This is a genomic window from Gymnodinialimonas sp. 57CJ19, assembly GCF_038396845.1.
In the GTDB taxonomy this organism is placed as follows: Bacteria; Pseudomonadota; Alphaproteobacteria; order Rhodobacterales; family Rhodobacteraceae; genus Gymnodinialimonas.
Window position 1 is genome coordinate 1,143,287 of sequence record NZ_CP151587.1, and the last position, 25,994, is coordinate 1,169,280.

The following is a 25,994-nucleotide window of genomic DNA, read 5'->3' on the forward strand; positions in this document are numbered from 1 at the left end:
CGGATCCCCCCGACACAAGAATGGAGGGACGTATGATCCATAAAAATTGGCAAGAGCTTATCAAGCCCACTCAGCTGGTTGTTCAGCCGGGCAATGATCCTGCGCGCAAGGCAACCGTGGTTGCAGAACCGCTGGAGCGTGGCTTCGGCCTGACGCTTGGCAACGCGCTGCGGCGTGTTCTGATGTCGTCGCTGCAAGGCGCGGCGATCACCAGCGTTCAAATCGACGGCGTCCTGCACGAGTTTTCCAGCGTCGCTGGCGTTCGTGAAGATGTTACCGACATTGTGCTGAACCTTAAGGGTGTTGCGATCCGTATGGACGCAGAAGGCCCCAAGCGTGTGTCGATCTCTGCCAAGGGCCCTCGGGTCGTGACGGCAGGCGACATCTCTGAGTCCGCAGGTATCGAGGTTCTGAACAAGGACCACGTGATCTGCCACCTCGACGACGGTGCCGATCTCTACATCGAGCTGACGGTTAACACCGGCAAAGGCTACGTGGCTGCTGACAAGAACCGCCCCGAAGACGCGCCCATCGGCCTGATACCGATTGATGCGATCTACTCGCCGGTCAAGAAAGTGTCCTACGACGTGCAACCGACCCGTGAAGGTCAGGTTCTCGACTATGACAAGCTGACGTTGAAGCTGGAAACCGACGGCTCCCTGAGTCCTGACGATGCCGTGGCCTACGCTGCGCGGATCATCCAGGACCAGCTGTCGATCTTCGTGAACTTCGATGAGCCCGAGTCCGCGACCCGTCAGGACGACGAAGACGATCTGGAATTCAACCCGCTTCTGCTGAAGAAGGTTGATGAACTGGAACTGTCTGTGCGTTCGGCCAACTGCCTGAAGAACGACAATATAGTGTATATTGGCGATCTCATCCAGAAGACCGAAGCCGAGATGCTGCGCACCCCGAACTTCGGCCGCAAATCCTTGAACGAGATCAAGGAAGTGCTGTCCGGCATGGGTCTGCACCTGGGCATGGATATCGTTGACTGGCCGCCCGACAACATTGAAGAGCTGGCCAAGAAGTACGAAGACAACTTCTGAAGATAACTCCCCGGGCCAAGGCCCGGGGGCCTCACGATCTGGCTAGCGGCCAAGCCCGCCGGCCCAAGGAGAGAGCCCCGCAACGCATGGGGTTCCAGACAAAGTAAAATCGCCCGTAGAGGGCACATTATTGGAGATAGACCATGCGTCACGCCCGCGGATACCGCCGCCTGAACCGGACCCACGAACACCGCAAAGCGATGTTCTCGAACATGTGCGGCTCGCTCATCGAGCACGAACAAATCAAAACCACGCTGCCCAAGGCAAAAGAACTGCGTCCCATCATCGAAAAGATGATCACGCTTGCCAAACGCGGCGACCTGCACGCGCGCCGTCAGGCCGCATCGCAATTGAAGCAGGACAAGGACGTCGCCAAGCTGTTCGAAGTTCTCGGGCCTCGCTACGCCGAGCGTCAGGGTGGCTACGTACGCATCATGAAAGCGGGCTTCCGCTTCGGTGACATGGCGCCCATGGCGATCATCGAATTCGTGGACCGTGACGTGGATGCCAAAGGCGCCGCGGACCGTGCCCGTGTTGAAGCAGAGGCCGACGCGGAATAACGCGCCGCTCTTGCGACATCAAAATTTGGGCCCTTCGCGCGTGCGAGGGGCCTTTTTTTGTTGGCAGTCAGGGATCTGCTTGCGTTGCCTTGTGGGCAGCCGCATCGGCCAGGCGCAACACTTCCGCCGGGGCCAACGGCGTTTCTCCCAGAAATTCCAGTAAATCTGTTCGCATCTCGGGAGGCAGCTCCATGAGACGCGCAAAAAGATCCGGTGCGATCCTCTTGTCCATATGTCTCACCTGTTTGCTAAGCGGTTGATAATCAACCTTGACCACCTACCTAGCAACCTATCTAAATGGACATGTCTAATTGGTGAGGTCCATGACTAAAGCGCCGGTACTCGACTTGCTGCTGCACGAGTTGTCGCTAGCGGCACCTGCCGGTTTTGCCGTGGGCTTGCACATACGCTACGTGTCGCCATTGATCATGGTGAACACCTACCCCGATATCTGGCAGGAGGTTTACACATCTAAACTCTACGGTCTGAGGGACCCGACGCTAGCCTGGGGGTTAAGCCATACGGGAACCCGTCGTTGGAGCCAGATCGGCCTGCCTGATCCCTTCGGGATTTTGCAAGAATCGGCTGAGTACGGCCTCAAATACGGGATGATCGCCTCTATCGGACCGATGTCTTCACGCACCATCGCAGGGGCCAGCCGCGCAGACCGCGAGTTTGGCGACGACGAGATGGAGCTGATCTACCGGATCGTGCATCGCATGCACGATCTGTCGGAACCGCCTGCTCGACTAAGCAAAGCGCAAGCCGACGCCCTGAAATGCATCGCGGAGGGGGACCGCCATGCTGCTGCTGCCGCGAAGCTCGGTATATCCGAAAGCGCTTTCAAAGCGCGTCTGACGTCTGCTCGTCAAAAACTGATGGCTCGAACGACAGCAGAAGCTGTCCAACGGGCCAAGGAGTACGGATTGATTTGAGAGGAAGGGCCGCAGCGCCCGCATGAAGGCCTTCTTGGCGATGTGATCACGTTGAACTGACTCACCTCACAGGAGACTGCTATGCAAATGACGACCCTCTCGTTCGAGAACTTCCACACCCACGGCCCCCTCTTTAGCAATATGCTCAAGGCGCGCCACCGCACCTTTATCGAGGAAATGGGCTGGGAAATCCCCTCTGAAGGGAACATGGAATTCGACCAATACGACACCGCCCAAAGCCGATGGGTCTGTGTCCACGATGGCAGCCGAGTGCTCGCCGGTGTTCGCCTGACGCCCACCACGGCGTCTTGCGGTATCTACAGCTATATGGTCCGGGACGCGCAACGCGGCCTGCTCGATGCGATCCCCGCCAATCTTCTGGACGAAGATGCCCCAATCGCGCCCCACATCTGGGACGCCAACCGCCTGTTTGTGGCCGAAGGTGTCGAAACGGACATCCGCCGCGACGTGCAATTGTCCCTCATGGGCCATATGGTCCGCTCGGCCCGCGAACTGGGCGCCACAACGCTGCTCGGCCTCCTCCCCATCGGCATCCCGCGCCTCGGCCGCCGCCTCGGCATCGACATGGAGCCGGGCGGCCCAGTCATGAAAATCGGGGGCGTCGCGCATCGCTGCTACTTCGTCACCATGGCCTCCAAAATGCACTGACCCTCCTCGAAGGGGCGGCGCCCGCTCTGTCGCCCCTTCATCTTGGCCATACAACTCTCAGGGGGGCCGGGGGATGAAATCCCCCGCAAGATATCGCGCGCCGCAAGCGTTGTTCTCAAGCCCGATGAGGCATACGTTCCCCCCATGGCTGATCTCTTCGACACAGGCGCAAAGGCTGCCGACACCCCCAAAGGCCCGCGCCCGCTTGCGGACCGGCTTCGTCCCGCGTCTCTGTCTGAGGTGATCGGGCAGCAACACCTTCTGGGCCCCGAGGGCTCGCTTCGGGTGATGCTGGACAGCGGTGCCTTGTCGTCGCTGATCTTCTGGGGTCCTCCCGGGGTTGGCAAAACCACCATCGCGCGGCTGTTGGCCGATGAAACCGCCCTGAACTTCGTCCAGATCAGCGCCATCTTCACCGGTATGCCGGACCTGCGCAAAGTATTCGAGACCGCCAAGATCCGCCACGCCAACGGCCAGGGCACATTGCTTTTCGTCGACGAAATCCACCGGTTCAACAAGGCGCAGCAAGACGGTTTCTTGCCCCATATGGAGGACGGCACGATCCTTCTGGTGGGGGCCACGACGGAAAACCCCTCGTTCGAGCTGAACGCCGCTGTGATGAGCCGATCTCAAGTGATGGTGCTGGAACGCCTCTCCGATGACGATCTGGAAGCGCTCCTGCAACGGGCCGAGACGGAACTGAACCGAAAACTGCCCCTTCTCCCCGATGCCCGCATTGCCCTGCGTGAAATGGCCGATGGCGACGGGCGGGCGATGCTGAACCTGGTGGAACAGGTCGCCTCCTGGGATGTGGCACCGCTCGATACCAAGGCGCTCGGCCAACGTCTGCAACGCCGCGCGGCGCAATACGACAAGTCGGGCGATGCCCATTACAACCTGATCTCTGCCTTGCACAAATCGGTGCGCGGCTCGGACCCTGACGCCGCGCTCTATTGGTTCGCCCGGATGCTGGAGGGCGGTGAAGACCCCCGCTATCTGGCCCGGCGGCTGACGCGCATGGCTGTGGAAGACATCGCCTTGGCCGATCCGCAGGCCAACCGTGTCTGTCTGGACGCTTGGGAAACCTATGAGCGCCTCGGCTCGCCCGAAGGTGAATTGGCGCTGAGCCAAGCGGTCGTCTATCTGGCCCTCGCGCCCAAATCCAACGCGGCCTATGTGGCCTATAAAACGGCGCGCGCCAGTGCCAAGTCCACGGGCTCTGCGATGCCGCCCAAGAACATCCTGAACGCGCCCACCTCGATGATGAAGGAACAGGGGTACGGCAAGGGTTATGAATACGACCACGACGCCGAAGATGGCTTCTCGGGCGCAAATTATTTCCCCGAAACGATGTCCCGCCCGAAGTTCTACGAACCCAAGGAACGCGGGTTCGAGCGGGATCTGCGCAAACGCGTTGACTGGTTCGAAGGGCTGCGTGCCAAACGCAACCGCTAGCCGCGGCGAGGACAGGCCTCGCCTGGAGGAGCCGTCCGGAGGCGCAACACGTTGACAAATCCGCGCCGCAGGCGCACTCCCCGCCCTATGATTACTGTCCTTCAAATTGCTCTCGGCGGTGCCATTGGCGCTGTACTGCGATACCTTACCGGTCTCGGAATGCTGCGTGTGTTCGGGCAAGGGGCGTTTCCGCTGCCGATCCTGACCGTAAACATCATCGGCTCGTTGTTGATGGGCGTCTTCGTGGTGGTCGCCGAGCACCGCGGCCTTACGCATCTGTCGCCTTTCGTCATGACCGGGTTGCTCGGTGGTTTCACGACGTTTTCGGCCTTCTCGCTGGAAACCGTGACGCTGTACGAGCGCGGCGATGTCGGCCAAGCGGCAACCTATGTGGCGCTATCGGTGGGGCTTTCCATCGCAGGATTAATGGCAGGCCTCTGGCTTGCCCGTGGGGTATTCGCATGAGTGGTGTTCAAACACTGGAAGTCGGGCCGGACGATGGCGATCAGCGGCTGGATCGCTGGTTCCGTCGCATCTTCCCCCACGTCCCCCAAGGCCGGATTGAAAAGATGTGCCGCAAGGGCGAAATCCGCGTCGATGGTGGCCGGGTGAAATCCAACACGCGCTTGGAAGTCGGACAGATGGTGCGCATTCCGCCGCTGCCTGATGCTGCCGATCCCAAGGCCGACCCCGCGACTTGGGTGAACCGCGAAAGCCGCATCAGCGACGCCGATGCCGAGATGATCCAAAAGGCCGTCATCTACCGCGATGACCATATCATTGCGATCAACAAGCCTGCGGGCCTGCCGACCCAAGGTGGCACCGGCCAAACGCGCCATGTGGATGGCTTGGCCGAGGCGCTTAAATTCGGGTTCGAGGACAAGCCGCGGCTTGTGCATCGGCTCGACAAAGACACCTCTGGCGTCTTGTTGATGGCGCGGACGCGAATGGGGGCCAAAGCGCTGACCGATGCGTTCCGCCTGCGCTCTACCCGCAAGATCTATTGGGCCGCCGTCGCGGGCAGCCCTCTGCCACGTATGGGCACGATCAAGCTCGGTCTCGTGAAAGCCCCCGGCCACGGTCGCGGCGGCGAGAACGAGAAGATGCGTGCCGTTCCCGTGCACGAAATTCCCCATACCGAGGGCGCCAAACGGGCCGAGACGGATTACGCCGTCATGTCCAACCTTGCGGGCCGTGTGTGTTGGTGCGCCTTGGTGCCGATCACCGGACGTACGCACCAGCTACGCGCCCATATGGCCGAGATCGGGCATCCGATTATCGGCGACGGTAAATACGGCGGCAGCGGGCAGGAAAACCTTGGCGATGGCTGGGGCGCACAACTGGGCGGCGACATCAGCCGCAAGCTGCACTTGCACGCGCGATCCTTGTCGTTCCGCCACCCGATGACAAACGCCCAGATCAATCTGGTAGCCCCCCTGTCGTCACATATGGCAAAAACCTGGGAGACCCTTGGTTGGGACCCGCGCGACGTGCCGGCTGATCCGTTTGAGGATGACGAATTTTGACTTTGAAGCTGGTGATATTCGACGTCGATGGCACGCTGGTCGATAGCCAAGGCCACATCATCGCCTCGATGGATGGGGCGTTTGCGGCCCATGGGTTGCCCTCTCCGGGGCGCGAGGCGATCTTGTCCATCGTCGGCCTGTCCCTGCCCGAAGCCTTCGTGCAACTGGTCCCCCACCACACGGACAAACGCGAAAGCCTGACGCAGGCCTATAAGGATACATTCGTCGATCTTCGGGCGTCCGGCAAAGCAGACTCGCCGCTTTATCCCGGCGCAGAGGCCGTCTTGGCGGGGCTGTCGCAGCAAGATGATGTGTTGCTCGGGGTGGCGACGGGTAAATCCCGGCGGGGTTTGGACCATCTGATCGAAGCGAATGGCTGGGAAAAGACATTCCAGACGCTTCAAGTGGCCGATCATCATCCCTCCAAGCCGCACCCGTCCATGGTGCAGACGTGCCTGGCCGAGACCGGGGTAGAAGCGGGCAGCGCGATCATGGTGGGCGATACCAGTTATGACATGGAAATGGCGCGCAGCGCGGGGGTGCGCGGACTTGGGGTCGGCTGGGGTTACCACGCCGATGACGCTTTGACCGGGGCGGGCGCGGTTCAAATCCTGCGCGATTTCGCCGAGATGCCGACAGCCCTTACAGCCTTGTGGGAGGTCCAATGACCGAGTGGAAAGCCAAACGGTTCTGGAAAACGGCCAGTGTTGCCGAAGTGGAGGGCGGCTTCCGCGTCTTGTTGGATGGGCGCGGTGTCAACACGCCGGGCAAACAGCCCTTGATCATGCCCACCCGGGCCATGGCCGAGGCCGTCGCCGCAGAGTGGGACGCGCAGGAAGAAGAGATTCGGCCCCTGACCATGCCCCATACCAGATCGGCCAATTCCGCCATTGAACGGGTCACACCACAGCTTGAAGCGGTGTCGGAGATGCTGCTGGGATACGCGGACACCGATTTATTATGCTATCGGGCCGAGGGGCCGGAGGCGTTAACGCAACGTCAAGCAGCAGCATGGGATCCGGTTCTGGATTGGGCGGCAGAGGAATTTGGCGCCCGGCTGGAGCTTCGCACCGGGGTTATGTGGGTCAGCCAGCCTGACGCATCTATTGCCGCTTTGGCCAAGCCATTGCGTGCGGTCGCGCCCTTTCCGATGACCGCGCTTCACGATCTGGTGACGCTGTCGGGGTCGCTCGTGTTGGGCCTCGCCGTCGCTCACAGGCACATATCTGCCAAGGAAGCTTGGCGTTTGAGCCGAATCGATGAGACGTGGCAGATGGAGCAATGGGGCGCTGACGAGGAAGCAGAAGAGGCGGCGGCGATAAAAGAGGCGCAGTTTTTACACGCGGATAGTTTTTGGAAATTCTGTCAGCCCAACTAGCAGCAAGACGGCAACTGCCCGCTGCCATTGCCCGATTCGAAGGCAGTCGCTGAACGGATCGGCGAAAACGATGCGTTTCCTCCCCTTCTTCAGGTCGTCTTGCCCTTGACCTTATGCCCCGGATTTGCCCAATTTGGCTCATGCGGAGGTACAACAGGCCTCCGTGGCATATGCCAATACTCGTCGGGACACACAAAGATGATCCGGACGGGCGGTTCCACAGGAAGAGGTAAACATGAAAAAATCAGTATTTCTCGGCACTCTCGCCGTTGCTGGCGTAGCCGCTGGCTTCGCTTCGGCGCAGACACTGGGCGATGTTCAAGAGCGAGGCACACTTAACTGTGGTGTTTCGACAGGTCTGACGGGCTTCTCGTCCGCTGACGCGAATGGCGTATGGCAAGGCTTTGACGTTGCGTACTGCCGCGCTGTCGCAGCAGCCGTTCTGGGCGACGCAGATGCTGTAAGCTTCACGCCAACAACGGGCCAAACACGCTTTACCGCTCTGGCCTCCGGCGAGATCGACATTCTGGCACGTAACACAACGTGGACATTCTCCCGTGACGTTGACCTGTCGTTCGAATTTGTCGGCGTGAACTACTATGACGGTCAGGGCTTCATGGTCCCCCGTGAGTTGGGCGTGTCTTCCGCACTTGAGCTGGATGGCGCAACTGTCTGCATTCAGACCGGTACAACAACCGAGCTGAACTTGGCTGACTTCTTCTCTGGCAACAACATGAGCTACGAGCCTGTTCCAGTTGAGACCAACGCCGAAGCACAGCAGCAGTACCTTGCTGGCGCATGTGACGTTTACACAACGGACGCATCCGGCCTTGCCGCTACACGCGCGACGTTTGAAGATCCATCGGCACACGTTGTTCTGCCCGAGATCATCTCCAAAGAGCCACTCGGCCCGCTGGTACGTCACGGTGACAATGAGTGGGCAGATATCGCTCGCTGGACACTGAACGCCCTGATCGCTGCTGAAGAGCTGGGTGTAACGTCGGCAAACGCCGGTGAAATCGGTGGCACTACCGAGAACCCAGAAATCGGTCGCCTGCTGGGCACCGAGGGCAACCTCGGCGAGATGCTTGGCCTGGACGCCGATTGGGCCGCCCGTGCTATCGCAGCTTCCGGTAACTATGCCGAGATCTTCGAAGGCAACATCGGTGAATCCACTCCGATCGGTATTGCGCGTGGTCTGAACGCTCAATGGACCGACGGTGGCCTGCTGTACGCACCACCTTTCCGCTAAGGAATGACCTTGGAGGGCGCGAACGTAAAGTTCGCGCCCTTTCCATATCCACTCGATTCCGCGCGTCATCCTAAGCAAGAAATGGGCAGGACCCGACAAAACTGGGCCGCCTCTGGGGACGCACGTATCCTTCTGACAGGGACAACACATAATGGCGACGCTATCTGACCCGCCGCAGAAATCCTTCCATATCAGTCAACTGATTTACGATACCCGCTACCGTTCGACGACTATTCAAGTGATCGCGTTCATCCTGATCATGGCGGGCATCTGGTGGTTGGCGAGTAATGTGGTCACGAACCTTGCGACGCTTGGCAAGGACTTCGACTTCAGTTTTCTGGGCAATCGCGCTGGTTACGACATCAACCAGATGCTGATTGAGTATTCCAACGATTCCACCCACGCGCGGGCCGCGCTGGTGGGCATCCTCAACACGCTTCTGGTCGCCTTCCTTGGCTGCGTCACGGCCACGATTATCGGGGTTACGGCGGGCGTATTGCGCTTGTCGAAAAACTGGATCGTCGGGCGCCTGATGACCGTCTATGTCGAGGGTTTCCGCAACATTCCCCTGCTGCTTTGGATCATCGTGATTTTCGCAGTCATGACCGAAGCCACGCCGCAGCCCCGCGATTTCCGGGGTGAGGATGCAGAGGCATCCATGATCCTCTGGGACAGCGTTGCCATCACCAACCGCGGCATCTTCATGCCTTCGCCTGAGTGGGGCGCGAATTCGATGCTGTTGGTTGCGATCTTTCTGGCATCCATCGTGGGCATTTTCGTCTACCGCTCCATGGCGCGAAAGAAGCAGGAACAAACCGGCGTGCAATCGCCTGTGTTCCTTGTCGGCTTGGCGCTATTCTTCATTCCAACGCTGATCGCCTATTTCATCTTGGGTCGTCCCGTTACCCTGAACTACCCTGAATTGGGTGGCTTCAACTTCAGCGGCGGCTTGCAGCTTCGCAACTCCCTCATCGCGCTTTGGATTGCCCTGTCGCTTTACACAGGTGCCTTCATCGCCGAGATCGTGCGGGCTGGTATTCTGGCGGTGAACAAGGGCCAGACCGAAGCGGCCTCTGCCCTGGGCCTGCGTCCGAACCGGACCATGAACCTTGTGGTTCTGCCACAGGCGTTGCGGGTGATTATCCCGCCGCTCATCTCGCAGTATCTGAACCTTACCAAGAACTCCTCGCTGGCGATCGCCGTGGGCTACATGGATGTCCGTGCGACCCTTGGCGGGATCACGATCAACCAAACCGGTCGAGAGCTTGAAGGGATGCTACTTCTGGGTCTGTTCTACCTGGTTACCTCTTTGGTGATTTCGGGGGGAATGAACCTCTACAACAACTCCGTCAAATTGCAGGAGCGTTGATATGAGCGAGATTCATTCAGAAACAAGCACACACACCGCGTATGTCCGCACCGAGATGCTGCCCGAGCAAGCGCCTCCGGTAACGGCTGCGGGCCCGGCGAAATGGGTTCGAGAGAACCTGTTTTCGTCGGTCGGCAACGGGATCATGACGATCCTTGCGCTCTATGTGATCTACTACATCCTCAGCCACACGCTGGGGTGGGTTTTCATGGGGATCTGGGACGCGGGCTCTTTGTCCGAGTGCCGTGAAATCCGCGACGGCTACATCGCCGAGGGCCGTTGGGCAGAGCATACCGAGGTGGCTTGTTGGGCCGTTTTAAGCGACCGCTGGCACCAGCTTTTGTTCGGGTTCTACCCGCCAGAGTTCTACTGGCGTCCGATCCTGGCGCTGGTGATCTTCGGCGTGGCCCTTGCGCCGGTGTTGTTTGACAACGTCAACCGCAAGATGCTGATCCTGACGCTTCTGGCTCCGTTCATCTGTTACTTTCTTCTTTGGGGGGGCTCGATCTGGGGCCCGCTGGTCGTGGCGTTCGGCTTTGTGATTGGCTTTGCCTGCATCAAATACGGTGCACTTCCATTGGGCGCGCTTTTGTCGACGCTGGCGGCCATCGTGCTTCCGCTGATCTTCTGGCTGTTCCTTGTCGGACCGATCACCGGTGTGTTGAACTCCATCGCGCCGATTGGGATCGAAGCGGTTGATTCCGATAACTTCGGGGGCTTCCTTCTGGCCTTCGTCATCGGCGCGGCGGGGATCATTCTGTCGATGCCTTTGGGGGTCGTGTTGGCCTTGGGTCGGCAGTCGGACCTGTTCATCATCAACAAATTCTCGGTGATCTTCATCGAGGTGATCCGGGGCGTGCCGCTGATTGTGTGGCTGTTCACCGCGTCGTTGCTGCTGAACTACTTCCTGCCGCCGTCCGCAAACTTCGACCTTATGCTGCGTGTCATCATCATGGTGACGCTGTTTTCCTCGGCCTATATCGCCGAGGTGATCCGGGGCGGCCTCGCGGCTTTGCCACGGGGGCAGTATGAGGGCGCAGACAGCCTTGGCCTGAACTACTGGCAAGCGATGCAACTGATTATCCTGCCGCAAGCGCTGAAGATTTCCATTCCGGGGATCGTGTCGTCGTTCATCGGCTTGTTCAAAGACACCACGCTGGTGGTCTTTGTGGGCCTGTCGGACCCTATCGGCTTCTCCAACTTGATCCGCGCCACGACTGACTGGAACGGTATCTACTGGGAGTTGTTCATCTTCATCGGGCTATGCTTCTTCATCTGTTGCTTCGGCATGTCCCGCTATTCGCAATATCTTGAGCGTAAGCTCGCTACCGGCCACCGTTAATCGGGCCATCGCTGAGGAGAAAACTCATGTCTAATACAGCTGAAGATCGTACCATCGACCGCAGCCAAATGACCGTTTCCGATGAGGTTGCGATCGAAATCAATGGAATGAACAAGTGGTACGGAACGTTCCACGTGCTCAAGGATATCAACCTGACCGTTAACCGGGGGGAGCGGATCGTGATCTGTGGCCCGTCGGGGTCGGGTAAGTCCACGCTGATCCGGTGCATCAATGCGCTGGAAGAGCACCAGCAGGGTCAGATCACGGTGGATGGCACGTTGCTGTCCAACGACCTCAAGAACATCGACAAGATCCGGTCCGAGGTTGGCATGTGCTTTCAGCACTTCAACCTGTTCCCGCATCTGACGATCTTGGAGAACTGCACGTTGGCCCCGATTTGGGTACGTAAGACGCCCAAGAAGGAAGCCGAAGAAACGGCGATGCATTTCCTTGAGAAGGTGAAGATCCCCGAGCAGGCCGATAAATACCCCGGTCAGCTTTCGGGCGGTCAGCAGCAGCGTGTGGCGATTGCGCGGTCCTTGTGCATGCGCCCTCGGATCATGTTGTTCGATGAGCCGACATCGGCGCTGGACCCTGAGATGATCAAGGAAGTGCTCGATACGATGATCGAGCTGGCGGAAGAGGGCATGACGATGCTCTGCGTGACCCACGAGATGGGCTTTGCCCGCCAGGTTGCCAACCGCGTGATCTTCATGGATGCCGGTCAGATCGTGGAGCAGAACGAGCCGGAGGAGTTCTTTACGAACCCGCAATCGGAGCGGACGCAATTGTTCCTGAGCCAGATCCTGGGGCACTGAACACCCCGGGCTTAAGCCCGGTCTACGAGATACCTAACGCCCGTGTCGCAAGATGCGGGCGTTTCTCTTTGAGTTGTATTGGCCAAGATGAAGGGAGGGTCAGTGCGGATCGGGGAGGTCGCGCGGCACAGTGAAGTGGAGGAGGTGGCCTGTGCCGGGGGAGATGGGGCCGTTGAAACGGAGAATTGTGGTGCCGCCGGTAGGATAGGTGGCGAAGCGGTCATCGGCGGGAGGCGTGTGGACCAGGCTCCAGGCAAGCGCGGCGGTGCCGGGGTTGTGGGCGATCATGGCGATTGTGGCAGCGTTGGAGGCTTGGAGGGCTTTGAGCATCACCGCGGGCTCTGCGAGGTAAAGGGCCGGGTTGAGGGTGGCCTTGGGCGCTCGGGGGAGGGTGTCTTTGATGCCGGCCCAGGTTTGCCGCGTGCGAAGGGCGTCGGAGCAGAGGGCTTCGTCGGGGACAAGGTCGTGGTGTGAGAGGAAAGCACCGATGCGCGGGGCGGATCGGTGGCCCCGGGCGCTGAGGGGGCGGGCGTGGTCATCGGTACTGCCGTCCCAGTCGGATTTGCAGTGGCGGATCAGGATGATTGTTTGGCTCATGGGTGGAAGCTACGCATATGGAAGGCCGATTGTTCTGTGTTGCGGGCGAAGTCCTGGCTGACCGGGCAGGCGCGGCGGGCTTTGCAGCCTTTGGTCATGCAATCCGCGCCAGCGGGGGTGTCGAGGAAGCTGTGGCAGGCGGCGGTGTCGTAGGCGTCTTCGGACAGGGCATCGACTGGGCAGGCGGTCTCACAGGGGGCGGCGCAGAGCAGGCAGGGCGTGAGGCGTGGCGGGGTGAGGGGAATTTTTTCGCGCAGGGCCAGCGCCCCACGGAAAGAGATCATCAGGCCTTGGTCGTTGTGAACCAGCAGAGAGATAGGACTGGCGTGGATGCTGCCGGATTTTGTCGCCCATGAGATGAATGGCAGATAAGGGGGGCCGCCGAAGGGGAAGAGGGGCGTGGCGTCCAGCGGCTTTGCGATGGTGGTGAGCGTGCGGGTGGACCAACGGTTCATCGGGTCCGGCGCACCATCGAGGTATTCTGGAGAGGCCGTGAAATGGGGCCAGAACGTCGGCTCGGCCGGGGCGAGGAGCACAAGGGTGCCGGTGCCGTCGGGGGTGGTGTCGTCGGGCTTTGGGTGGAAGGCACCGACGATCGTGAGGTGGTGGGGGCGGACGGCGTTCTGGAGGGTTTCGTAGTCCATCAGTTTTGGCCTGTCATTGGCGGATCATGGAACCCGCGCCATGTTCGGTGAAAAGTTCCAGAAGAACCGCGTTGGACACGCGGCCATCGACGATGGTGCAGGCGCGGACACCGGCACGGACCGCTTGCAGGGCGGTTTCGGTTTTGGGGATCATCCCGCCCGCGATAGTGCCATCGGCGATCATGGCGTCCACATCAGCAGAGGTGAGTTCTGTCACCACATCGCCCGCCGCGTTCTTTACACCGGAGACATTGGTGAGAAGAAGGAGGCGGTCGGCTTTGAGGGCAGCGGCGATGGCACCGGCGGCGGTGTCGCCGTTGATGTTATAGGTCTCGCCGTTCGTGCCTTGGCCCAAGGGGGCGATGACGGGGATCATGTCATCTTCGAAGAGGTTGTCGATGACGCTTGTGTCGATCTCGGAGGGGTCGCCCACGAAACCCAGATCAGGGTTAGCCGGGACACAAGTAATCAGGTTGGCGTCTTTGCCGGAAAGACCCACGGCCTTGCCGCCCTCGGCGTTGATGGCTTGGACGATGCGTTTGTTGACGCGGCCCGAGAGGACCATTTCGACTACCTCAACGGTAGCGGCATCGGTGACGCGCTTGCCGTCTTTGAAGGTGCTTTCAATACCGAGTTTCGCCAGCATGTCGTTAATCATCGGGCCGCCACCGTGGACGACCACAGGGTTGATGCCGACCTGGCGCAGCAGGACGATGTCACGGGCGAAAGAGGCCATTTCGGCGTCGTCGCCCATGGCATTACCGCCGAATTTCACCACGATCACGGCGTCGTTGAAGCGTTGCAGGTAGGGCAGGGCCTCGGAGAGGGTGCGGGCGGTGGCGAGGTAGTCGCGGGTCATTTGGGTTTTCATATGTTTTGGGCCGGTGTGAGATTTGCCTCACGTTAAGCGGCGCGGGCGCGGGTGTGAAGCGGTGGAATGAAGGGGGCCAGCCCCCTTGGCGGATTTTCCCGTGGGGAAAACCCGCTTACCCCCGGAGGTGTACGGCCAAGATGAAGGAGGAGCGGTGCGCTAGGCCTCGATCGAGGCGATGGCGGCACGGAGTGTGGGGATGCCGTCGCCTTTTTCCGAGGAGGTCAGGATGATCTCGGGGTAGGCGGCGGGGTGGTTGGCAAGTGCTTTGCGGGTGCGGGCGAGGGAGGCTTCGCGGTCTTTGCCTTTCACCTTGTCGGATTTGGTGAGCACGGTTTGGAACGGCACGGCGGCGATGTCGAGGAGCTTCATGATCTCTTCATCGACGGCCTTCACGCCGTGGCGCGCGTCGATCAGCACGAAGGCGCGGCGCAGGGTGGCGCGGCCTTGCAGGTAGGACTTCAGCAGGGCCTGCCATTGTTGCACCACATGCAGCGGCGCCTCGGCGTAGCCGTAGCCGGGAAGGTCCACGAGGTAGTGGCTGTCGAGCAGAGTGAAGTAGTTGATTTCCTGCGTCCGGCCCGGCGTGTTCGATGCCCGCGCGAGGCCCTTGCGGCCGGTGAGCGCGTTGATCAGGGTGGATTTGCCGACGTTGGAGCGGCCGGCAAAGCAGACCTCTATCCGGTCAGCGGGCGGCAGGCCGTCCATGGCGACGACGCCTTTGAGGAAGTCGGTATTGCCCGCGAACAGCTTGCGGCCCCGTTCTGCGGTAATCGCATCGGGTTCGTCAGCAAGGGGAAAGGGTAGGGCGTTCATGTCGCGGCCTCCAGCGCGGGCAAGTCAGCGCCGCGGATCGCGTTCAGGTTACGGGTGATTTTGTCTGCTGGCCAGTCCCACCAAGCGACGGCAAGCAGGCGCGCGATGGTATCCGTATCGAAGCGTTGCTTGACGGGCTGCGCGGGGTTGCCTGCCACGATGGTGTAGGGGGCGACGTCTTTGGTGACCACGGTCTTGGCTGCGATGATCGCGCCTGCGCCTATTGTCACGCCGGGCATGATCGTGGCCGAGTTGCCGATCCAGACGTCTGCGCCGATATGGGTGTCGCCCTTCTGCCCGGCCGTCCAGGTGGCGGGGTCGAAGCCGTCTTCCCAGCCATGCCCAAAGATGTTGAAGGGATATGTCGAGAACCCGTCCATCGCGTGGGTGCCGCCGTTCATGAAGATGCGCACATCGTGGGCGATGGCGCAGAAGGGGCCGATGTGGAGGTGGTCACCGATGAAATCGTAGTGGTGCAGCACGTTGCGCGTGAAGAAATCGCGGGTCTCATCCTGGTCGTCATAATACGTGTAATCGCCCACGGTGACATTCGCGCGCCCCTCGGCCAGCGGCTTGAGGAACACGGTGCCCGCGTAGGCGGGAGCCATGGGGGCGAGGGTGGACGGGTCGGGGCCGCTCATGGGAGTTGGACCGTGTCGCTCGCTTTAATCTTGCCGGCTTGCCGCACCACGGCGTAGACGCCGAAATCTTGGTGACCCCAGCCGTCACGCAACCCGCGCAGGGTGTCCGCGTCGCGGTGGCCTGTGGTGGGGTTGGCTTCGGTCGCGCGGCAGCGGGTGATGGGCTCCATCACTTCGAGCAGAGCCTCACCGATGCGGAGGGTTTTGCCCACCAGGTCAAATTCTTCCCAAGGCGCAAGCCCCTCAACCCAGAGATTGCCGCGGAACCGACGTTCATCCAGAGATTGGTTCAGCTTTTGGGACAAGGCCCGAAGCGAGGCCGCGTTCAGGATGCTGATTGACGCGAAAGGCGCGTCCGACATGCCCTCTGCCGGGGATTCTACCAGCGCCGCCGCTTGCGGGCGGGTGTCTGGGTAGATCTTGGAGAGCCAGTCGAAGAAGGGCTTCGTGTCCGCTCCGGGGACGACGCTGATATCGGGCACGTCAGGGTGGCTGAGGTGAATGACTTCGCCGCCTTCAGGGCCATCCACATTGCAGGTTACCGCCATCAGCGACGGCCCCTTGGCACCCCGCAGGAAATTGCGGCAAGACCGCCAACCATCAGAGGCATCGCCACCTTCTTCCAGGACCGCCCAGGCGCGGTCCAAAGGCAGGGGCAGACCGGGCGACAGATCAATGGCGCGGAGCCTTTCAGCCCCGACGCCTTTGATCGGATAGCGCCAGATCTGATCCAGTTCCCAAGTCACTTTTCTTCCTTGGGTTTGCGCGAAAAGCTCTTGCGGATGTTGCCGAAAACATCGGGCTTAAAGCCTTGGCTGCGCATGATCAGGTACTGTTGCGTGAACGTCAGCGTGTTGTTCGCGATCCAGTACACCAGCAGGCCAGACGCAAAGCTGCCCAACATGAACATGAACACCCATGGCAACCACGCGAAGATTTGCGCCTGCATCGCATCGGTGGGGGCTGGGTTCAGCTTCTGTTGCAACCACATGGAAATACCCAGCAGCAGCGGCAGGATGCCGATGAAGATCAATGCCATGATCGACTCTGGATCAGGCGCGGGGTTGGGCAAGAGGCCGAAGAGGTTGATGATCGAGGAGCTATCGGGCGCGGACAGGTCATTGAGCCAGCCGAAGAACGGCGCGTGGCGCAGTTCCAGCGTGACGAAGATCACCTTGTAGAGCGAGAAGAAGATCGGGATCTGCAGGATGATCGGCAGACAGCCGCCCGCAGGGTTCACCTTGTTCTTCTTATACAGCTCCATCATGCCTTTCTGGAGCTTCTCTCGGTTGTCGCCAGCGGCTTCTTTCAGCTTCTCGATCTCGGGCTGGAGCTCTTTCATCTTCGCCATCGACACATAGGAACGATAGGCGAGCGGGAAGAGAACGGCTTTCACGATCAGCGTCAGGGCAATGATCGCAAGACCCATGTTTCCGATGGTGCTGTTGAGCCAGTGCAGCAGCCAGAACAGTGGCTTGGTCAGGAAGTAGAACCAGCCCCAGTCGATGCTGTCGACGAATCGGGAAACTTCGCCGCGGTTGGGGTCTTGCTCGGCGCCAAACAGGCGGGCGATGAAGCCCGGCTCGGCGTTTTCATAGTCGCGGATGGTCTCGGCTTCCTTGGCACCTGCAAAAAGCTGCGTCGTCACCTCGGCTGTTTCGCCGGGGGCGATGGACATATAGGGAAGGCGCGCTTCGGTCTGGTAGATGTCCGAGCCGGGCACGTATTTGATGACAGAGACGAAGGGTTGGTCTTCGCCGGGGATCAGCGTCGTCATCCAGTATTTGTCGGTGAAGCCGATCCAGCCGTTGGCCTCTACCTCGATCACTTCGGCGGGCACGCCTTCGCGGGCGACGACGTCCAGATCGGGAAGGTCATCATAGTCGACTTCGCTCAGCTCACCATCGACTTTGCGCACGACGCCTTCGTGAAGGATGAAGAAGTTCTGCAAGTCAGAGGGCAGGCCGTGACGCGCGACGATGCCATAGGGGGCAAGACTCACGTCTCCTTCGCCGGTGTTCTCAACCGATTGGGTGACTTCGAACATGAAGCGGTCGTCGATGGCGATGGTGCGGCGGAACACGAGGCCGCCGCCGTTGTCCCAAACCAAGGTAATAGGCGTCTCGGGCGTCAGGGTTGTGCCGGACTCAAGCTCCCACGGGGTGTCGGAGGTGGGGACGTCTTCATAGCCGAGGTCGCCGGAAGGGGTCCAACCATAGAGCGCGTAGTAGGGATCTTCCGAGCCGACGGGCGACAGAAGGCGCACGATCTCGTCGCCGTCCACTTCTGTGGTGTAGTTGCGCAGGGACAGGTCATCAATGCGGCCGCCCAGAAGCGAAATGGTGCCTTCGACGGAAGGCGTTTCGATGTCGATCCGCGCGGCTTCGGTCAGAGCCACCTCGGTGGGCGCGGTGTTTTCGGCCCCCGCAGGATCGCCTGTCGCGGTGACAGGAGGGGTGGGCGCGATGCCGGTTTCGGTTTCGACCACGGGGATCGCGTTGGGGTCTTCCACGACCTCTGGAGGCGGGAAGAGAAGGAACCACACGAGGATCACAACAAAGCTAAGGCCGGTGGCCAGGATCAGGTTTCTGTTCTGATCATCCATGTCCGCGAAATTCCTCTATCCGAGCCCTTAGGAATAAGGCGAAACACCGCTGCTCAATCGGTAACGCCAATCCCTGCGGGTTCAACAGACTGAGGGTTGAAAGGTCAAGAGGCGAAATCGGCGCGGGTCCCAAGGGCAGAGGCGGCGTCGGGCCTTCTGTGGCTGGGGGCAGCAGGGTCCAGATGGGTCGGTTGGCGGAGCGGCGGCGGTGTTCAGCAGTTCGGTAAATCGACTAGGGAGCCGCGGCACGCCTGTCGTCGAGACGAATCGTCTTGCCAGCGGCGCCATGGGCACGGGCCCAATCGGCAACGTTGTCCAACCCCATCGGACGGGCGATGGCATAGCCTTGCACGAAATCGCAGCCAAGTTCTGCCACGGCATCTTGTTCGCTTTGGGTTTCCGCCCCTTGGGCCAATGTTTCAATGCCCATCGCTTGCGCCAAGGCGATAATGGCGGCGACGGACTGGCGTTTTTCGTGGGCGACATCGACATCCAGAATGAAGCTCCGGTCAATCTTGATCCGGCTGACGCTTAACCGTTGCAAGGTGGGGATGGATGCGGCCCCAAGGCCGAAGCCTTCAAGGTCCACGCGGTGCCCTGCGTTGCGCAATTTCAGAAGGTTGGCCGCGATTGCGTCTTCCTCGATATGTTTGCCGACGCCTTCGGGCAGTTCGATCACAATCCGAGAGGGTGCAAGGCTGAAGCGCGCAACTTCCTGAGCCATATGATTGGCGAAGTCAGGGTCACGCAGTTCCCCCGCCGAGAAGTTCACCGAGATTTGCGGGATATGCGCCTTCACAGCATCCCAATCACGCAGCGCTTTCAGGGCTTGGTGCAGCATACGTTGCCCAAGCAGAGGCATGTGTCCTGATGCTTCAACGGCGGAGAAAAACTCTTTCGGGCCAAGAAGCCCGTGTTTGGGGTGTTGCCAGCGGGCCAACGTCTCCATCCCGGAAAGGGTGCCGGTGCGGGCGTGGATTTGCGGTTGAAACCATGCCTGAATGGCGCCGTCGTGAATGGCTGCCTCCACTTCCTCGCTAAGGCTGGTTTGTAGCGCGCGGGCACGACCCATGCCGGGGGCGAAGGCGCGGATAGCATTGGGGCCATTCAGGGCGGCTTCGTCCAAGGCAGTTTCAGCCGCTTTGAAGGTGGTATCGGCCGGGTCCGCCCCGTTCTTGATCATCGCGGAGTGCCCGATCGAGGCGGTGAGGCGCAGGGCCGATCCGCGCATGGCCAAAGGTTCTGCAATGGCATCAGAGAGCCGCGAGGCAATGGTGTCGCGCAGGCCAAGCCGCGCGGTCGCAAGGGGCGACAACACGATGCCAAAGCGGGCGTCGCCCAAGCGGGTCAGCAGGTCGCCGTTGCGCAGAGTCGTTTGAAGCCGTTCTTCAACGCGGGTTGCAATCTCTTCGCAGGCATCCAGACCCCACCGGCTATGCAAGGCGGCCCAATCATCAATCTGCACAAGGATGCAGGCAGTGTCGCGCCCCGGCACGTCCGACACGCGGTCCATCATGGCCACCAACGCGCCGCGTCCCGTCGCCGGGGTGGCGGCGGAAGCGGCAAAGCTGCCTGGGGCCGTTGCCCGCCTGCCAATTCCACCAAGGGCCAGCAATGTGGACAGGCAAACCGCTGTGACCAGCGAAACATCCTCGAAACCCATCCAATGGGCGCTAAGGGCAAGCAGGGGGAAAAGCGCCAGCACCTCTATTCGAGAGAGCGCCGTCTGGATACGCCTCGACAAGCGATAGAGCGGCCCTTGCCCGACGTTTACCGTGCCTTTTGCCTTGGGGTCTGCCAACTTTCACGCCTCCGGCTGCTATACGAACTGCGCCCAAGGGGTAGACCAACTTCGCAAACAGGAGGTTAATGCAGGAAGCTTCGCGACAGGTTTTCGCGGACCGCCAAGCCTAGTCCGGCACGTTGTCGATGCCCGAGCCCCCCCAAGGGTGGCAACGGGCGACGCGGCGGGTGGCCAGCCAGGTGCCTTTGATCGCACCATGTTTACGCAATGCCTCCATCGCGTAAGAGGAGCAGGTTGGCGTGAAACGGCAGTTGGTGGCGATCATCGGAGAAATCACCAACCGGTAGAACCGGATCGGAAGTGACAGGAGAAATGCCGCCGGGTTCATCGGTGCACCTTGCGCAACGCGCGGGACAGATCAGCTTTTAGCGCTTGGAAATCGTGGGTCGCTGTGGCGTCTTTGCGGCCAATCAGGACGTAATCCCAACCATCCTTCCCCTCGGTAGGCAGCACGGCGCGGGCAATTTCGCGCAGACGTCGCTTGGCGCGATTACGGGCGACGGCATTGCCGACCTTCTTGGAGCAGGTGAAACCGACGCGGATCGCATCAGCGGCCTCTCCCTCGGGGCGTTGACGAGCTTGCAACAGGAAGGCAGGCGTCGGCACACGGGCCGCACGGGCGGCCGACAGGAAATCAGCCCGCTGGGTAAGGGTCATAAGCGGACGTTTAACACAAAAAGCCCCCGGCGAGGCGGCGCTCGGCGGAGGCGTTTGCGATGCCATCGGTCGGCGATCAGGCGCTGAGCGACTTCCGACCGCGGGCGCGGCGGGCGTTCAGGATCTTGCGACCTGCTTTGGTTGCCATACGCGCACGGAAGCCGTGGCGGTGCTTGCGCACGAGGTTCGAGGGTTGGAATGTCCGCTTCGACATGGGTCTCGCTCCGTCAATCTTGGCCGGAGGGCGCCAAACGCGCGCCTCATACGGCAGGAATCTTTCTAAGAGCCTGCGGGATAGGCAAGTGTGGGGCTGCTGTCAACAACGCGCCCGCATCAGGACGCGGTATTTTCGGCCTCTTCCAAGGCGCGGGCCAATTCGCGCAACTGGTCCGGGGCGTAGACGGCGACGCCTATGGCGCGAAGACGGTGCGCGACAAGGCCTTCACCAGAATGGCGTTGGCCATCGAAATTGCCCGAATGCACGTAAGTGGGGCCGCAAGACGGGCTTCCATCAGTCAATAAAGCAAAGCGGCAGTTCTGTTGTTGCGCCAATTCCACTGCCAGCTGGGCGCCCAGGGTGAACTCTCCGGTCCAATCCAGGCCGTCCTTGTCGTAGACGCCAGCCCGGCCTGCCAGCACCGCTTCAGCGGTGGCCCCCGGAGCGATCTCGGCGGCGGGGCGGGGGCTGGACAGACCGGCCGCCATTTCCGGGCAATGGGTTACCAAGCGGCCTTCGGCCCGCCACGTGGCCAGAAGCTGATTCTCCAGCGTCTTTGCGCCGCCGTCGTAGCGCACGCGCGCACCCATCAAGCAGGCGCTGACGAAAATCTTCTCCATGGTACGACCCACACTTGAAACAATCCAAACCGCGAATGTGACAGTTTGCTGCCATTGCGGTCACGAAAACCCTTACTTGCGTCACGCCCCATCAAGCAACCGTGAGCGGGGATATCCCCCTTGCGTTAGATGCCGCATCTAAGGTCCAACTCAAGGGTAAGGGAAAAAAGGTATGTCAGACAGCGTGGACCAGCAGCAGCACACACAATTCACCCGCTATCTTCCGCTTATCGCCGTTGCGATCGGCGCAGGCGTCGGGTGGTATCTGTTTCGCGATTACCTGAGCTTTGAAGCTCTGGCCAATAACCGAGAGGCGTTGATTGCCTTTCGCGATGCCAACTACCTGCTGACGGTCCTGTTGTTCGTGTTGGCTTATGCGCTGATCGTGGCGTTCTCCCTGCCGGGGGCCACAATTGCCACGCTGACGGGCGGCTTCCTGTTCGCAACCTTCCCCGGCGCGCTCTTCAATGTTCTTGGGGCGACCGCAGGGGCCACGGCGATCTTCCTGGCAGCGCAGACCAGTTTTGGCGCGCAGCTAGGGGCGAGGTTGGAAGGCTCGGAAGGGATCACCAAGAAATTCAAGGACGCCATTGATGAAAACCAATGGTCCGCGCTTTTTCTTCTTCGCCTGGTTCCTGCGGTGCCGTTCTTCATTGCCAACCTTCTGCCCGCCTTCTTTGAGGTTCCAACACGGCGCTATGTGATCTCCACCTTCTTCGGCATTATGCCGGGAGCCATCGTCTACACTTCTGTCGGGGCCGGATTGGGAGAGGTCTTTGCCCGCGGCGAGACCCCGGACCTTGGCATCATCTTCGAGCCGCAGATCATCTTGCCGATCCTCGGCCTGTGCGCGCTTGCGACCCTCCCCATCATTCTAAAAGCCGTGCGCGGCAAGAAAGGGCTGTGAACCATGGCTGTGATTGAAACTGATATTTGCGTCATTGGTGCCGGTTCCGGCGGCCTGTCTGTGGCGGCAGGTGCCGTTCAGATGGGGGCGAAGGTTGTGCTTCTGGAAGGCCACCTGATGGGGGGGGATTGCCTGAACTTTGGCTGCGTGCCCTCCAAGGCTTTGCTGGCGGCGGGACATAAGGCGCACGCGACCTCTCAGGCGGCTTTCGGTGTGGCGGGCCATGACCCGGCCCCCGATTTCGCTGCGGCCAAGGACCATGTCCGCGCGGTGATTGCCGAGATTGAGCCCGTCGATTCGCAAGAACGGTTTGAAGGCCTCGGCGTGACAGTGATCCGCGAATTCGGGCGCTTCATCTCTCATTCGGAAGTGCAGGCGGGCGACACCACGATCAAGGCGCGGCGCTTTGTGGTTGCGACGGGCTCTCGACCCTTTGTGCCGCCGATCCCCGGTCTGGACCGCGTGCCCTACTACACGAATGAGACGATCTTCGACCTGCGCGAGCGACCCGATCATCTGATCATCATCGGGGGCGGCCCCATTGGCATGGAAATGGCGCAAGCGCATCGGCGTTTGGGCAGCCGTGTGACCGTGTTGGAAGGCGAGAAAGCCATGGGTAAGGATGATCCGGAAGCGGCGGCAATCGTTCTGGACGCCCTGCGCGGCGAAGGGATCGAGATTGTGGAGGGCGCGACGGCCTCTGACATCAGCGGCACGGAAGGGGCGATCAAGGTCGAAACCAAGGATGGCGCGACCTTTGAGGGGTCTCACCTTCTGGTGGCGGTCGGGCGGCAGGTAAACGTCGATAATATGGACCTGCACAAGGCGGGCGTCGCGTTTGAGCGGGGCGGTGTGACCGTCGGCGCGGATCTGCGGTCCACCAACAAGCGCGTCTATGCCGTGGGCGACGCCGCGGGCGGGGCGCAGTTTACCCATGTCGCGGGCTATCATGCAGGTGTCATCATCCGGCCGATGCTGTTTGGTCTGCCCGCCAAGGCACGCACCGATCATATTCCCTGGGCGACGTATACCTCCCCGGAACTGGCCCAAGTTGGCCTTACCGAGGCCGAGGCCAAAGACCAGCACGGTGACAAGGTTTTCGTCGCCAAAGCAGAATTTTCCCATAATGACCGTGGCATCGCGACGGAACAGACCACGGGCTTCGTGAAAGTGATGGTTGTGAAAGGCAAACCCGTGGGGGCAACGATTGTTGGGCCGCAAGCGGGAGAGCTGATCGGGATTTGGTCGCTCGCCATCGCCAACAAGCTGAAGATGAGCGCGGTCGCCAACATGATCGCGCCTTATCCGACGCTTGGCGAGGTTAACAAACGCGCTGCCAGTGCCTATTTCACGCCAAAGCTGTTCGATAGTCCTATGGTAAAGAAGGTCGTCGGATTTGTGCAAAAGCTCGGTCGCCCGTAGAAGGGGCCGGGCTTCGGGCCAATAAGGGAGCCGTTGGTGGCAAACAGTCTTTCAGGGCGATTTCTGCTCCTTACCGTCATCTTCGTGATGCTGGCTGAAGTCTTCATTTTCGTGCCCTCGATCGCTCGGTTTCGCGAAGACTATCTTCTGGCACGGTTGGAGCGGGCGCAAATCGCCTCTCTCGCCTTGTTGGCGGCAGACGGTATGATCGACGATGAGCTCGAATATGAGCTGTTGGAAAACGCAGAAGTCCTGAACGTGGTCTTGCGACGGGACGCCGTGCGGCAGCTGGTCCTTTCAACCGATGGGATGGAGCCGATCTCGGCCTCCTTCGACCTGCGCGATGCTTCGGCCTGGGAGCTTGTTCGCGACGCCTCCATGCGGATGTTCGAGACCGAAGATCAGAATATTCGTGTGATCGGCGAGCCGGTCCGCGAAGCGGGACTATTGATCGAAGTCACGATGGAAACCGCGCCCTTGCGTATGGCGATGATCGACTATGGGATGCGGATCTTGCTATTGTCCGCCGCCATATCGGCCTTTGTGGCGCTGCTATTGTTCGTGGCGGTGCGCATGCTGATGGTGAACCCGATCAAGCGTGTGGTTGGCGCGATGATGACCTATGCCGAAGCCCCCGAGGATGCGAACCGGATCATTACCCCGCGCGGCTCGGTGAGGGAGCTTCGGAACGCGGAAGAGGCGCTTCACGGGATGCAGACCCAACTTACCTCTCTGCTTCGGCAACGCGAAAGGCTGGCGCAATTGGGTGAGGCGGTTGCCAAGATCAGCCATGACCTGCGTAATATTCTGTCCGTTGCCACCCTCGTCGCGGATCGGCTGGAAACGGTCCAAGACCCGACGGTGAAACGCATTGCGCCAAAGCTCATCAACTCGCTCGGGCGGGCAATTAACCTGACCGAGGCTACTTTGGCCTTTGGCCGCGCCGAAGAACCGGCCCCCAAGCTGGACCGAGTGTTGCTGCAGCCTTTGGTGGATGACGTGCTGGACAATGACAACCTTGCCCAAGGGGACGGAGAAGTCAGCTATGATGTAGAGATCGAGGCCGGCGTCGTTGTGCGCGCGGACCCTGAACAATTGCACCGCGTCTTGTCCAACCTTGTCCGCAATGCCCGCCAGGCCATTACCGCCACAGGCCAGCCCGGTGAAATCATCGTACGAGCCTGCGCGCACGAGGGCGGCTGGCGCATCGAAGTCTGCGACACCGGCCCCGGCTTGCCCGCAGGCGCCCAAGAGGGGCTGTTCAAGCCGTTCTCTTCCACCGACAAAGTGGGCGGTACGGGCCTTGGTCTTGCGATTTGTGCGGAAATCCTGCGCGGCCATGGGGGGACGTTGACGTTAAAAAGTACGGGGTCAGACGGCACGATCTTCGCATTATTTCTTCCCGGGGGCCTTGCGGCTTGATTAGGCCCTTGCGCTACGCAACCGGCGGCGCTAAATGACCCTCACGCGGATTGGTAGCTCAGCTGGATAGAGTACTTGACTACGAATCAAGGGGTCGGGGGTTCGAATCCTCCCCAGTCCGCCATTTAAATCCAGATTTTGATTTTAAATCATCGACTTAGAGGTCGGCATCTGGCGTACGTCCCCCATTTTGACCGCCATCCCAGATTTGAAGCTATTCTCTTTGGTTGCCACTTCTGCCGCCATTTTCCCCCAAGCAAGGTTGCCTACTGCATCCGGTCAACAGATATTAGACACAGGCTTGCGACCTCCCCGCTTCTCTTTCAGGTCTGGCAAGAACTAAAGCGCATGTGTTGCTATACGAACCACTTGGACGCGCGGAATGTCGGACACCTGCGCGTATGACACGGGTGTCGTC

Annotated in this window: 28 protein-coding genes and 1 tRNA gene; 17 read left to right on the forward strand and 12 right to left on the reverse strand. The window is 60.6% G+C overall.

Features of this window, described 5'->3' with window-relative positions; all coding sequences use genetic code 11:
* Nucleotides 1-32 precede the first annotated feature (32 nt).
* From AADW23_RS05730 to AADW23_RS05790, 13 genes are all read left to right on the forward strand, one after another.
* On the forward strand, nt 33-1,049 hold the full coding sequence (locus AADW23_RS05730) for a DNA-directed RNA polymerase subunit alpha (RefSeq protein WP_341863566.1): 1,017 nt from the start codon (nt 33-35) through the stop codon (nt 1,047-1,049).
* Between the two features lie 143 nt (nt 1,050-1,192).
* Nucleotides 1,193-1,609, forward strand: a complete 417-nt coding sequence (gene rplQ, locus AADW23_RS05735; protein ID WP_341863567.1) for a 50S ribosomal protein L17 — start codon at nt 1,193-1,195, stop codon at nt 1,607-1,609.
* 323 nt (nt 1,610-1,932) lie between these two features.
* Complete coding sequence (locus AADW23_RS05740) at nt 1,933-2,544, forward strand: autoinducer binding domain-containing protein (protein WP_341864281.1); 612 nt, start codon at nt 1,933-1,935, stop codon at nt 2,542-2,544.
* Nucleotides 2,545-2,625: 81 nt separating this feature from the next.
* Nucleotides 2,626-3,213, forward strand: coding sequence for an acyl-homoserine-lactone synthase (locus AADW23_RS05745; protein ID WP_341863568.1), 588 nt, complete (start codon nt 2,626-2,628; stop codon nt 3,211-3,213).
* Nucleotides 3,214-3,357: 144 nt separating this feature from the next.
* Nucleotides 3,358-4,668, forward strand: coding sequence for a replication-associated recombination protein A (locus AADW23_RS05750; RefSeq protein WP_341863569.1), 1,311 nt, complete (start codon nt 3,358-3,360; stop codon nt 4,666-4,668).
* Between the two features lie 87 nt (nt 4,669-4,755).
* Nucleotides 4,756-5,133: a fluoride efflux transporter CrcB gene (gene crcB / locus AADW23_RS05755; RefSeq protein WP_341863570.1), complete on the forward strand. Its 378-nt coding sequence runs from the start codon at nt 4,756-4,758 to the stop codon at nt 5,131-5,133.
* On the forward strand, nt 5,130-6,194 hold the full coding sequence (locus AADW23_RS05760) for an RluA family pseudouridine synthase (protein ID WP_341863571.1): 1,065 nt from the start codon (nt 5,130-5,132) through the stop codon (nt 6,192-6,194). The genes crcB and AADW23_RS05760 overlap by 4 nt, the downstream gene beginning before the upstream one ends.
* Nucleotides 6,191-6,862, forward strand: a complete 672-nt coding sequence (locus AADW23_RS05765) for an HAD-IA family hydrolase (RefSeq protein ID WP_341863572.1) — start codon at nt 6,191-6,193, stop codon at nt 6,860-6,862. Before AADW23_RS05760 ends, AADW23_RS05765 begins: the two co-directional genes overlap by 4 nt.
* Nucleotides 6,859-7,572 (forward strand): ATP12 family protein, encoded by a 714-nt coding sequence (locus AADW23_RS05770; RefSeq protein WP_341863573.1) that lies wholly within the window; start codon nt 6,859-6,861, stop codon nt 7,570-7,572. The genes AADW23_RS05765 and AADW23_RS05770 overlap by 4 nt, the downstream gene beginning before the upstream one ends.
* Before the next feature lie 235 nt (nt 7,573-7,807).
* On the forward strand, nt 7,808-8,824 hold the full coding sequence (locus tag AADW23_RS05775) for an amino acid ABC transporter substrate-binding protein (protein ID WP_341863574.1): 1,017 nt from the start codon (nt 7,808-7,810) through the stop codon (nt 8,822-8,824).
* Nucleotides 8,825-8,975: 151 nt separating this feature from the next.
* The gene (locus AADW23_RS05780; RefSeq protein ID WP_341863575.1) at nt 8,976-10,193 is read left to right on the forward strand and encodes an ABC transporter permease subunit; all 1,218 of its coding nucleotides are present in this window, start codon (nt 8,976-8,978) and stop codon (nt 10,191-10,193) included.
* A gap of 1 nt (nt 10,194) precedes the next feature.
* On the forward strand, nt 10,195-11,535 hold the full coding sequence (locus AADW23_RS05785) for an amino acid ABC transporter permease (RefSeq protein WP_341863576.1): 1,341 nt from the start codon (nt 10,195-10,197) through the stop codon (nt 11,533-11,535).
* Nucleotides 11,536-11,561: 26 nt separating this feature from the next.
* Nucleotides 11,562-12,353, forward strand: coding sequence for an amino acid ABC transporter ATP-binding protein (locus AADW23_RS05790; RefSeq protein WP_341863577.1), 792 nt, complete (start codon nt 11,562-11,564; stop codon nt 12,351-12,353).
* 99 nt (nt 12,354-12,452) lie between these two features.
* Here AADW23_RS05790 and AADW23_RS05795 read toward each other — a convergent pair whose 3' ends face one another.
* The 12 genes from AADW23_RS05795 to AADW23_RS05850 form a co-directional block, all read right to left on the reverse strand.
* Entirely contained in the window at nt 12,453-12,950 is a 498-nt protein-coding gene (locus AADW23_RS05795; protein ID WP_341863578.1) for a histidine phosphatase family protein, read from the reverse strand.
* Nucleotides 12,947-13,594: a ferredoxin gene (locus tag AADW23_RS05800; protein WP_341863579.1), complete on the reverse strand. Its 648-nt coding sequence runs from the start codon at nt 13,592-13,594 to the stop codon at nt 12,947-12,949. Before AADW23_RS05800 ends, AADW23_RS05795 begins: the two co-directional genes overlap by 4 nt.
* Nucleotides 13,595-13,607: 13 nt before the next feature.
* Nucleotides 13,608-14,465 (reverse strand): acetylglutamate kinase, encoded by an 858-nt coding sequence (gene argB / locus AADW23_RS05805; RefSeq protein WP_341863580.1) that lies wholly within the window; start codon nt 14,463-14,465, stop codon nt 13,608-13,610.
* A gap of 159 nt (nt 14,466-14,624) precedes the next feature.
* The gene (gene yihA / locus AADW23_RS05810; protein ID WP_341863581.1) at nt 14,625-15,281 is read right to left on the reverse strand and encodes a ribosome biogenesis GTP-binding protein YihA/YsxC; all 657 of its coding nucleotides are present in this window, start codon (nt 15,279-15,281) and stop codon (nt 14,625-14,627) included.
* On the reverse strand, nt 15,278-15,922 hold the full coding sequence (locus AADW23_RS05815) for a CatB-related O-acetyltransferase (RefSeq protein WP_341863582.1): 645 nt from the start codon (nt 15,920-15,922) through the stop codon (nt 15,278-15,280). Before AADW23_RS05815 ends, yihA begins: the two co-directional genes overlap by 4 nt.
* A complete protein-coding gene (locus AADW23_RS05820; protein ID WP_341863583.1) occupies nt 15,919-16,668 on the reverse strand; it encodes an MOSC domain-containing protein in 750 nt (249 codons plus the stop codon). Before AADW23_RS05820 ends, AADW23_RS05815 begins: the two co-directional genes overlap by 4 nt.
* Nucleotides 16,665-18,527 (reverse strand): membrane protein insertase YidC, encoded by a 1,863-nt coding sequence (gene yidC / locus AADW23_RS05825; protein WP_341863584.1) that lies wholly within the window; start codon nt 18,525-18,527, stop codon nt 16,665-16,667. The genes AADW23_RS05820 and yidC overlap by 4 nt, the downstream gene beginning before the upstream one ends.
* Nucleotides 18,528-18,759: 232 nt before the next feature.
* Entirely contained in the window at nt 18,760-20,328 is a 1,569-nt protein-coding gene (locus AADW23_RS05830; RefSeq protein ID WP_341863585.1) for a GGDEF domain-containing phosphodiesterase, read from the reverse strand.
* A 109-nt stretch (nt 20,329-20,437) separates the two neighbouring features.
* The gene (gene yidD / locus AADW23_RS05835) at nt 20,438-20,659 is read right to left on the reverse strand and encodes a membrane protein insertion efficiency factor YidD (protein WP_341863586.1); all 222 of its coding nucleotides are present in this window, start codon (nt 20,657-20,659) and stop codon (nt 20,438-20,440) included.
* A complete protein-coding gene (gene rnpA, locus AADW23_RS05840) occupies nt 20,656-21,054 on the reverse strand; it encodes a ribonuclease P protein component (RefSeq protein WP_341863587.1) in 399 nt (132 codons plus the stop codon). The genes yidD and rnpA overlap by 4 nt, the downstream gene beginning before the upstream one ends.
* A 10-nt stretch (nt 21,055-21,064) precedes the next feature.
* Nucleotides 21,065-21,202 carry a 50S ribosomal protein L34 gene (gene rpmH / locus AADW23_RS05845; RefSeq protein ID WP_011453767.1) on the reverse strand — a complete coding sequence of 46 codons (138 nt, stop codon included), beginning with the start codon at nt 21,200-21,202 and terminating at the stop codon, nt 21,065-21,067.
* A 119-nt stretch (nt 21,203-21,321) separates the two neighbouring features.
* Nucleotides 21,322-21,825: a DUF523 domain-containing protein gene (locus AADW23_RS05850; RefSeq protein ID WP_341863588.1), complete on the reverse strand. Its 504-nt coding sequence runs from the start codon at nt 21,823-21,825 to the stop codon at nt 21,322-21,324.
* A gap of 172 nt (nt 21,826-21,997) precedes the next feature.
* Between AADW23_RS05850 and AADW23_RS05855 the strand changes: the two genes are divergently transcribed.
* The 4 genes from AADW23_RS05855 (at nt 21,998) to AADW23_RS05870 (ending at nt 25,700) form a co-directional block, all read left to right on the forward strand.
* Nucleotides 21,998-22,732, forward strand: coding sequence for a VTT domain-containing protein (locus tag AADW23_RS05855; RefSeq protein WP_341863589.1), 735 nt, complete (start codon nt 21,998-22,000; stop codon nt 22,730-22,732).
* Nucleotides 22,733-22,735: 3 nt separating this feature from the next.
* Entirely contained in the window at nt 22,736-24,154 is a 1,419-nt protein-coding gene (locus tag AADW23_RS05860) for an FAD-dependent oxidoreductase (RefSeq protein WP_341863590.1), read from the forward strand.
* Between the two features lie 36 nt (nt 24,155-24,190).
* On the forward strand, nt 24,191-25,576 hold the full coding sequence (locus AADW23_RS05865; RefSeq protein ID WP_341863591.1) for a HAMP domain-containing sensor histidine kinase: 1,386 nt from the start codon (nt 24,191-24,193) through the stop codon (nt 25,574-25,576).
* A 47-nt stretch (nt 25,577-25,623) separates the two neighbouring features.
* Nucleotides 25,624-25,700, forward strand: a tRNA-Arg gene (locus AADW23_RS05870).
* Nucleotides 25,701-25,994: the final 294 nt, after the last annotated feature.

Excerpts from the sequence above, each read along its gene's own strand:
- AADW23_RS05780 (WP_341863575.1), top strand. The coding sequence starts at position 8,976 with ATGGCGACGCTATCTGACCCGCCGCAGAAATCCTTCCATATCAGTCAA.
- yidC (WP_341863584.1), bottom strand. The coding sequence starts at position 18,527 with ATGGATGATCAGAACAGAAACCTGATCCTGGCCACCGGCCTTAGCTTT.
- AADW23_RS05800 (WP_341863579.1), bottom strand. The coding sequence starts at position 13,594 with ATGGACTACGAAACCCTCCAGAACGCCGTCCGCCCCCACCACCTCACG.
- AADW23_RS05775 (WP_341863574.1), top strand. The coding sequence starts at position 7,808 with ATGAAAAAATCAGTATTTCTCGGCACTCTCGCCGTTGCTGGCGTAGCC.
- yidD (WP_341863586.1), bottom strand. The coding sequence starts at position 20,659 with ATGAACCCGGCGGCATTTCTCCTGTCACTTCCGATCCGGTTCTACCGG.
- AADW23_RS05740 (WP_341864281.1), top strand. The coding sequence starts at position 1,933 with ATGACTAAAGCGCCGGTACTCGACTTGCTGCTGCACGAGTTGTCGCTA.
- AADW23_RS05745 (WP_341863568.1), top strand. The coding sequence starts at position 2,626 with ATGCAAATGACGACCCTCTCGTTCGAGAACTTCCACACCCACGGCCCC.
- AADW23_RS05750 (WP_341863569.1), top strand. The coding sequence starts at position 3,358 with ATGGCTGATCTCTTCGACACAGGCGCAAAGGCTGCCGACACCCCCAAA.
- rnpA (WP_341863587.1), bottom strand. The coding sequence starts at position 21,054 with ATGGCATCGCAAACGCCTCCGCCGAGCGCCGCCTCGCCGGGGGCTTTT.
- yihA (WP_341863581.1), bottom strand. The coding sequence starts at position 15,281 with ATGAACGCCCTACCCTTTCCCCTTGCTGACGAACCCGATGCGATTACC.
- AADW23_RS05770 (WP_341863573.1), top strand. The coding sequence starts at position 6,859 with ATGACCGAGTGGAAAGCCAAACGGTTCTGGAAAACGGCCAGTGTTGCC.
- argB (WP_341863580.1), bottom strand. The coding sequence starts at position 14,465 with ATGAAAACCCAAATGACCCGCGACTACCTCGCCACCGCCCGCACCCTC.
- rplQ (WP_341863567.1), top strand. The coding sequence starts at position 1,193 with ATGCGTCACGCCCGCGGATACCGCCGCCTGAACCGGACCCACGAACAC.
- AADW23_RS05730 (WP_341863566.1), top strand. The coding sequence starts at position 33 with ATGATCCATAAAAATTGGCAAGAGCTTATCAAGCCCACTCAGCTGGTT.
- AADW23_RS05760 (WP_341863571.1), top strand. The coding sequence starts at position 5,130 with ATGAGTGGTGTTCAAACACTGGAAGTCGGGCCGGACGATGGCGATCAG.
- AADW23_RS05855 (WP_341863589.1), top strand. The coding sequence starts at position 21,998 with ATGTCAGACAGCGTGGACCAGCAGCAGCACACACAATTCACCCGCTAT.
- AADW23_RS05815 (WP_341863582.1), bottom strand. The coding sequence starts at position 15,922 with ATGAGCGGCCCCGACCCGTCCACCCTCGCCCCCATGGCTCCCGCCTAC.
- AADW23_RS05790 (WP_341863577.1), top strand. The coding sequence starts at position 11,562 with ATGTCTAATACAGCTGAAGATCGTACCATCGACCGCAGCCAAATGACC.
- rpmH (WP_011453767.1), bottom strand. The coding sequence starts at position 21,202 with ATGTCGAAGCGGACATTCCAACCCTCGAACCTCGTGCGCAAGCACCGC.
- AADW23_RS05860 (WP_341863590.1), top strand. The coding sequence starts at position 22,736 with ATGGCTGTGATTGAAACTGATATTTGCGTCATTGGTGCCGGTTCCGGC.
- AADW23_RS05785 (WP_341863576.1), top strand. The coding sequence starts at position 10,195 with ATGAGCGAGATTCATTCAGAAACAAGCACACACACCGCGTATGTCCGC.
- crcB (WP_341863570.1), top strand. The coding sequence starts at position 4,756 with ATGATTACTGTCCTTCAAATTGCTCTCGGCGGTGCCATTGGCGCTGTA.
- AADW23_RS05795 (WP_341863578.1), bottom strand. The coding sequence starts at position 12,950 with ATGAGCCAAACAATCATCCTGATCCGCCACTGCAAATCCGACTGGGAC.
- AADW23_RS05850 (WP_341863588.1), bottom strand. The coding sequence starts at position 21,825 with ATGGAGAAGATTTTCGTCAGCGCCTGCTTGATGGGTGCGCGCGTGCGC.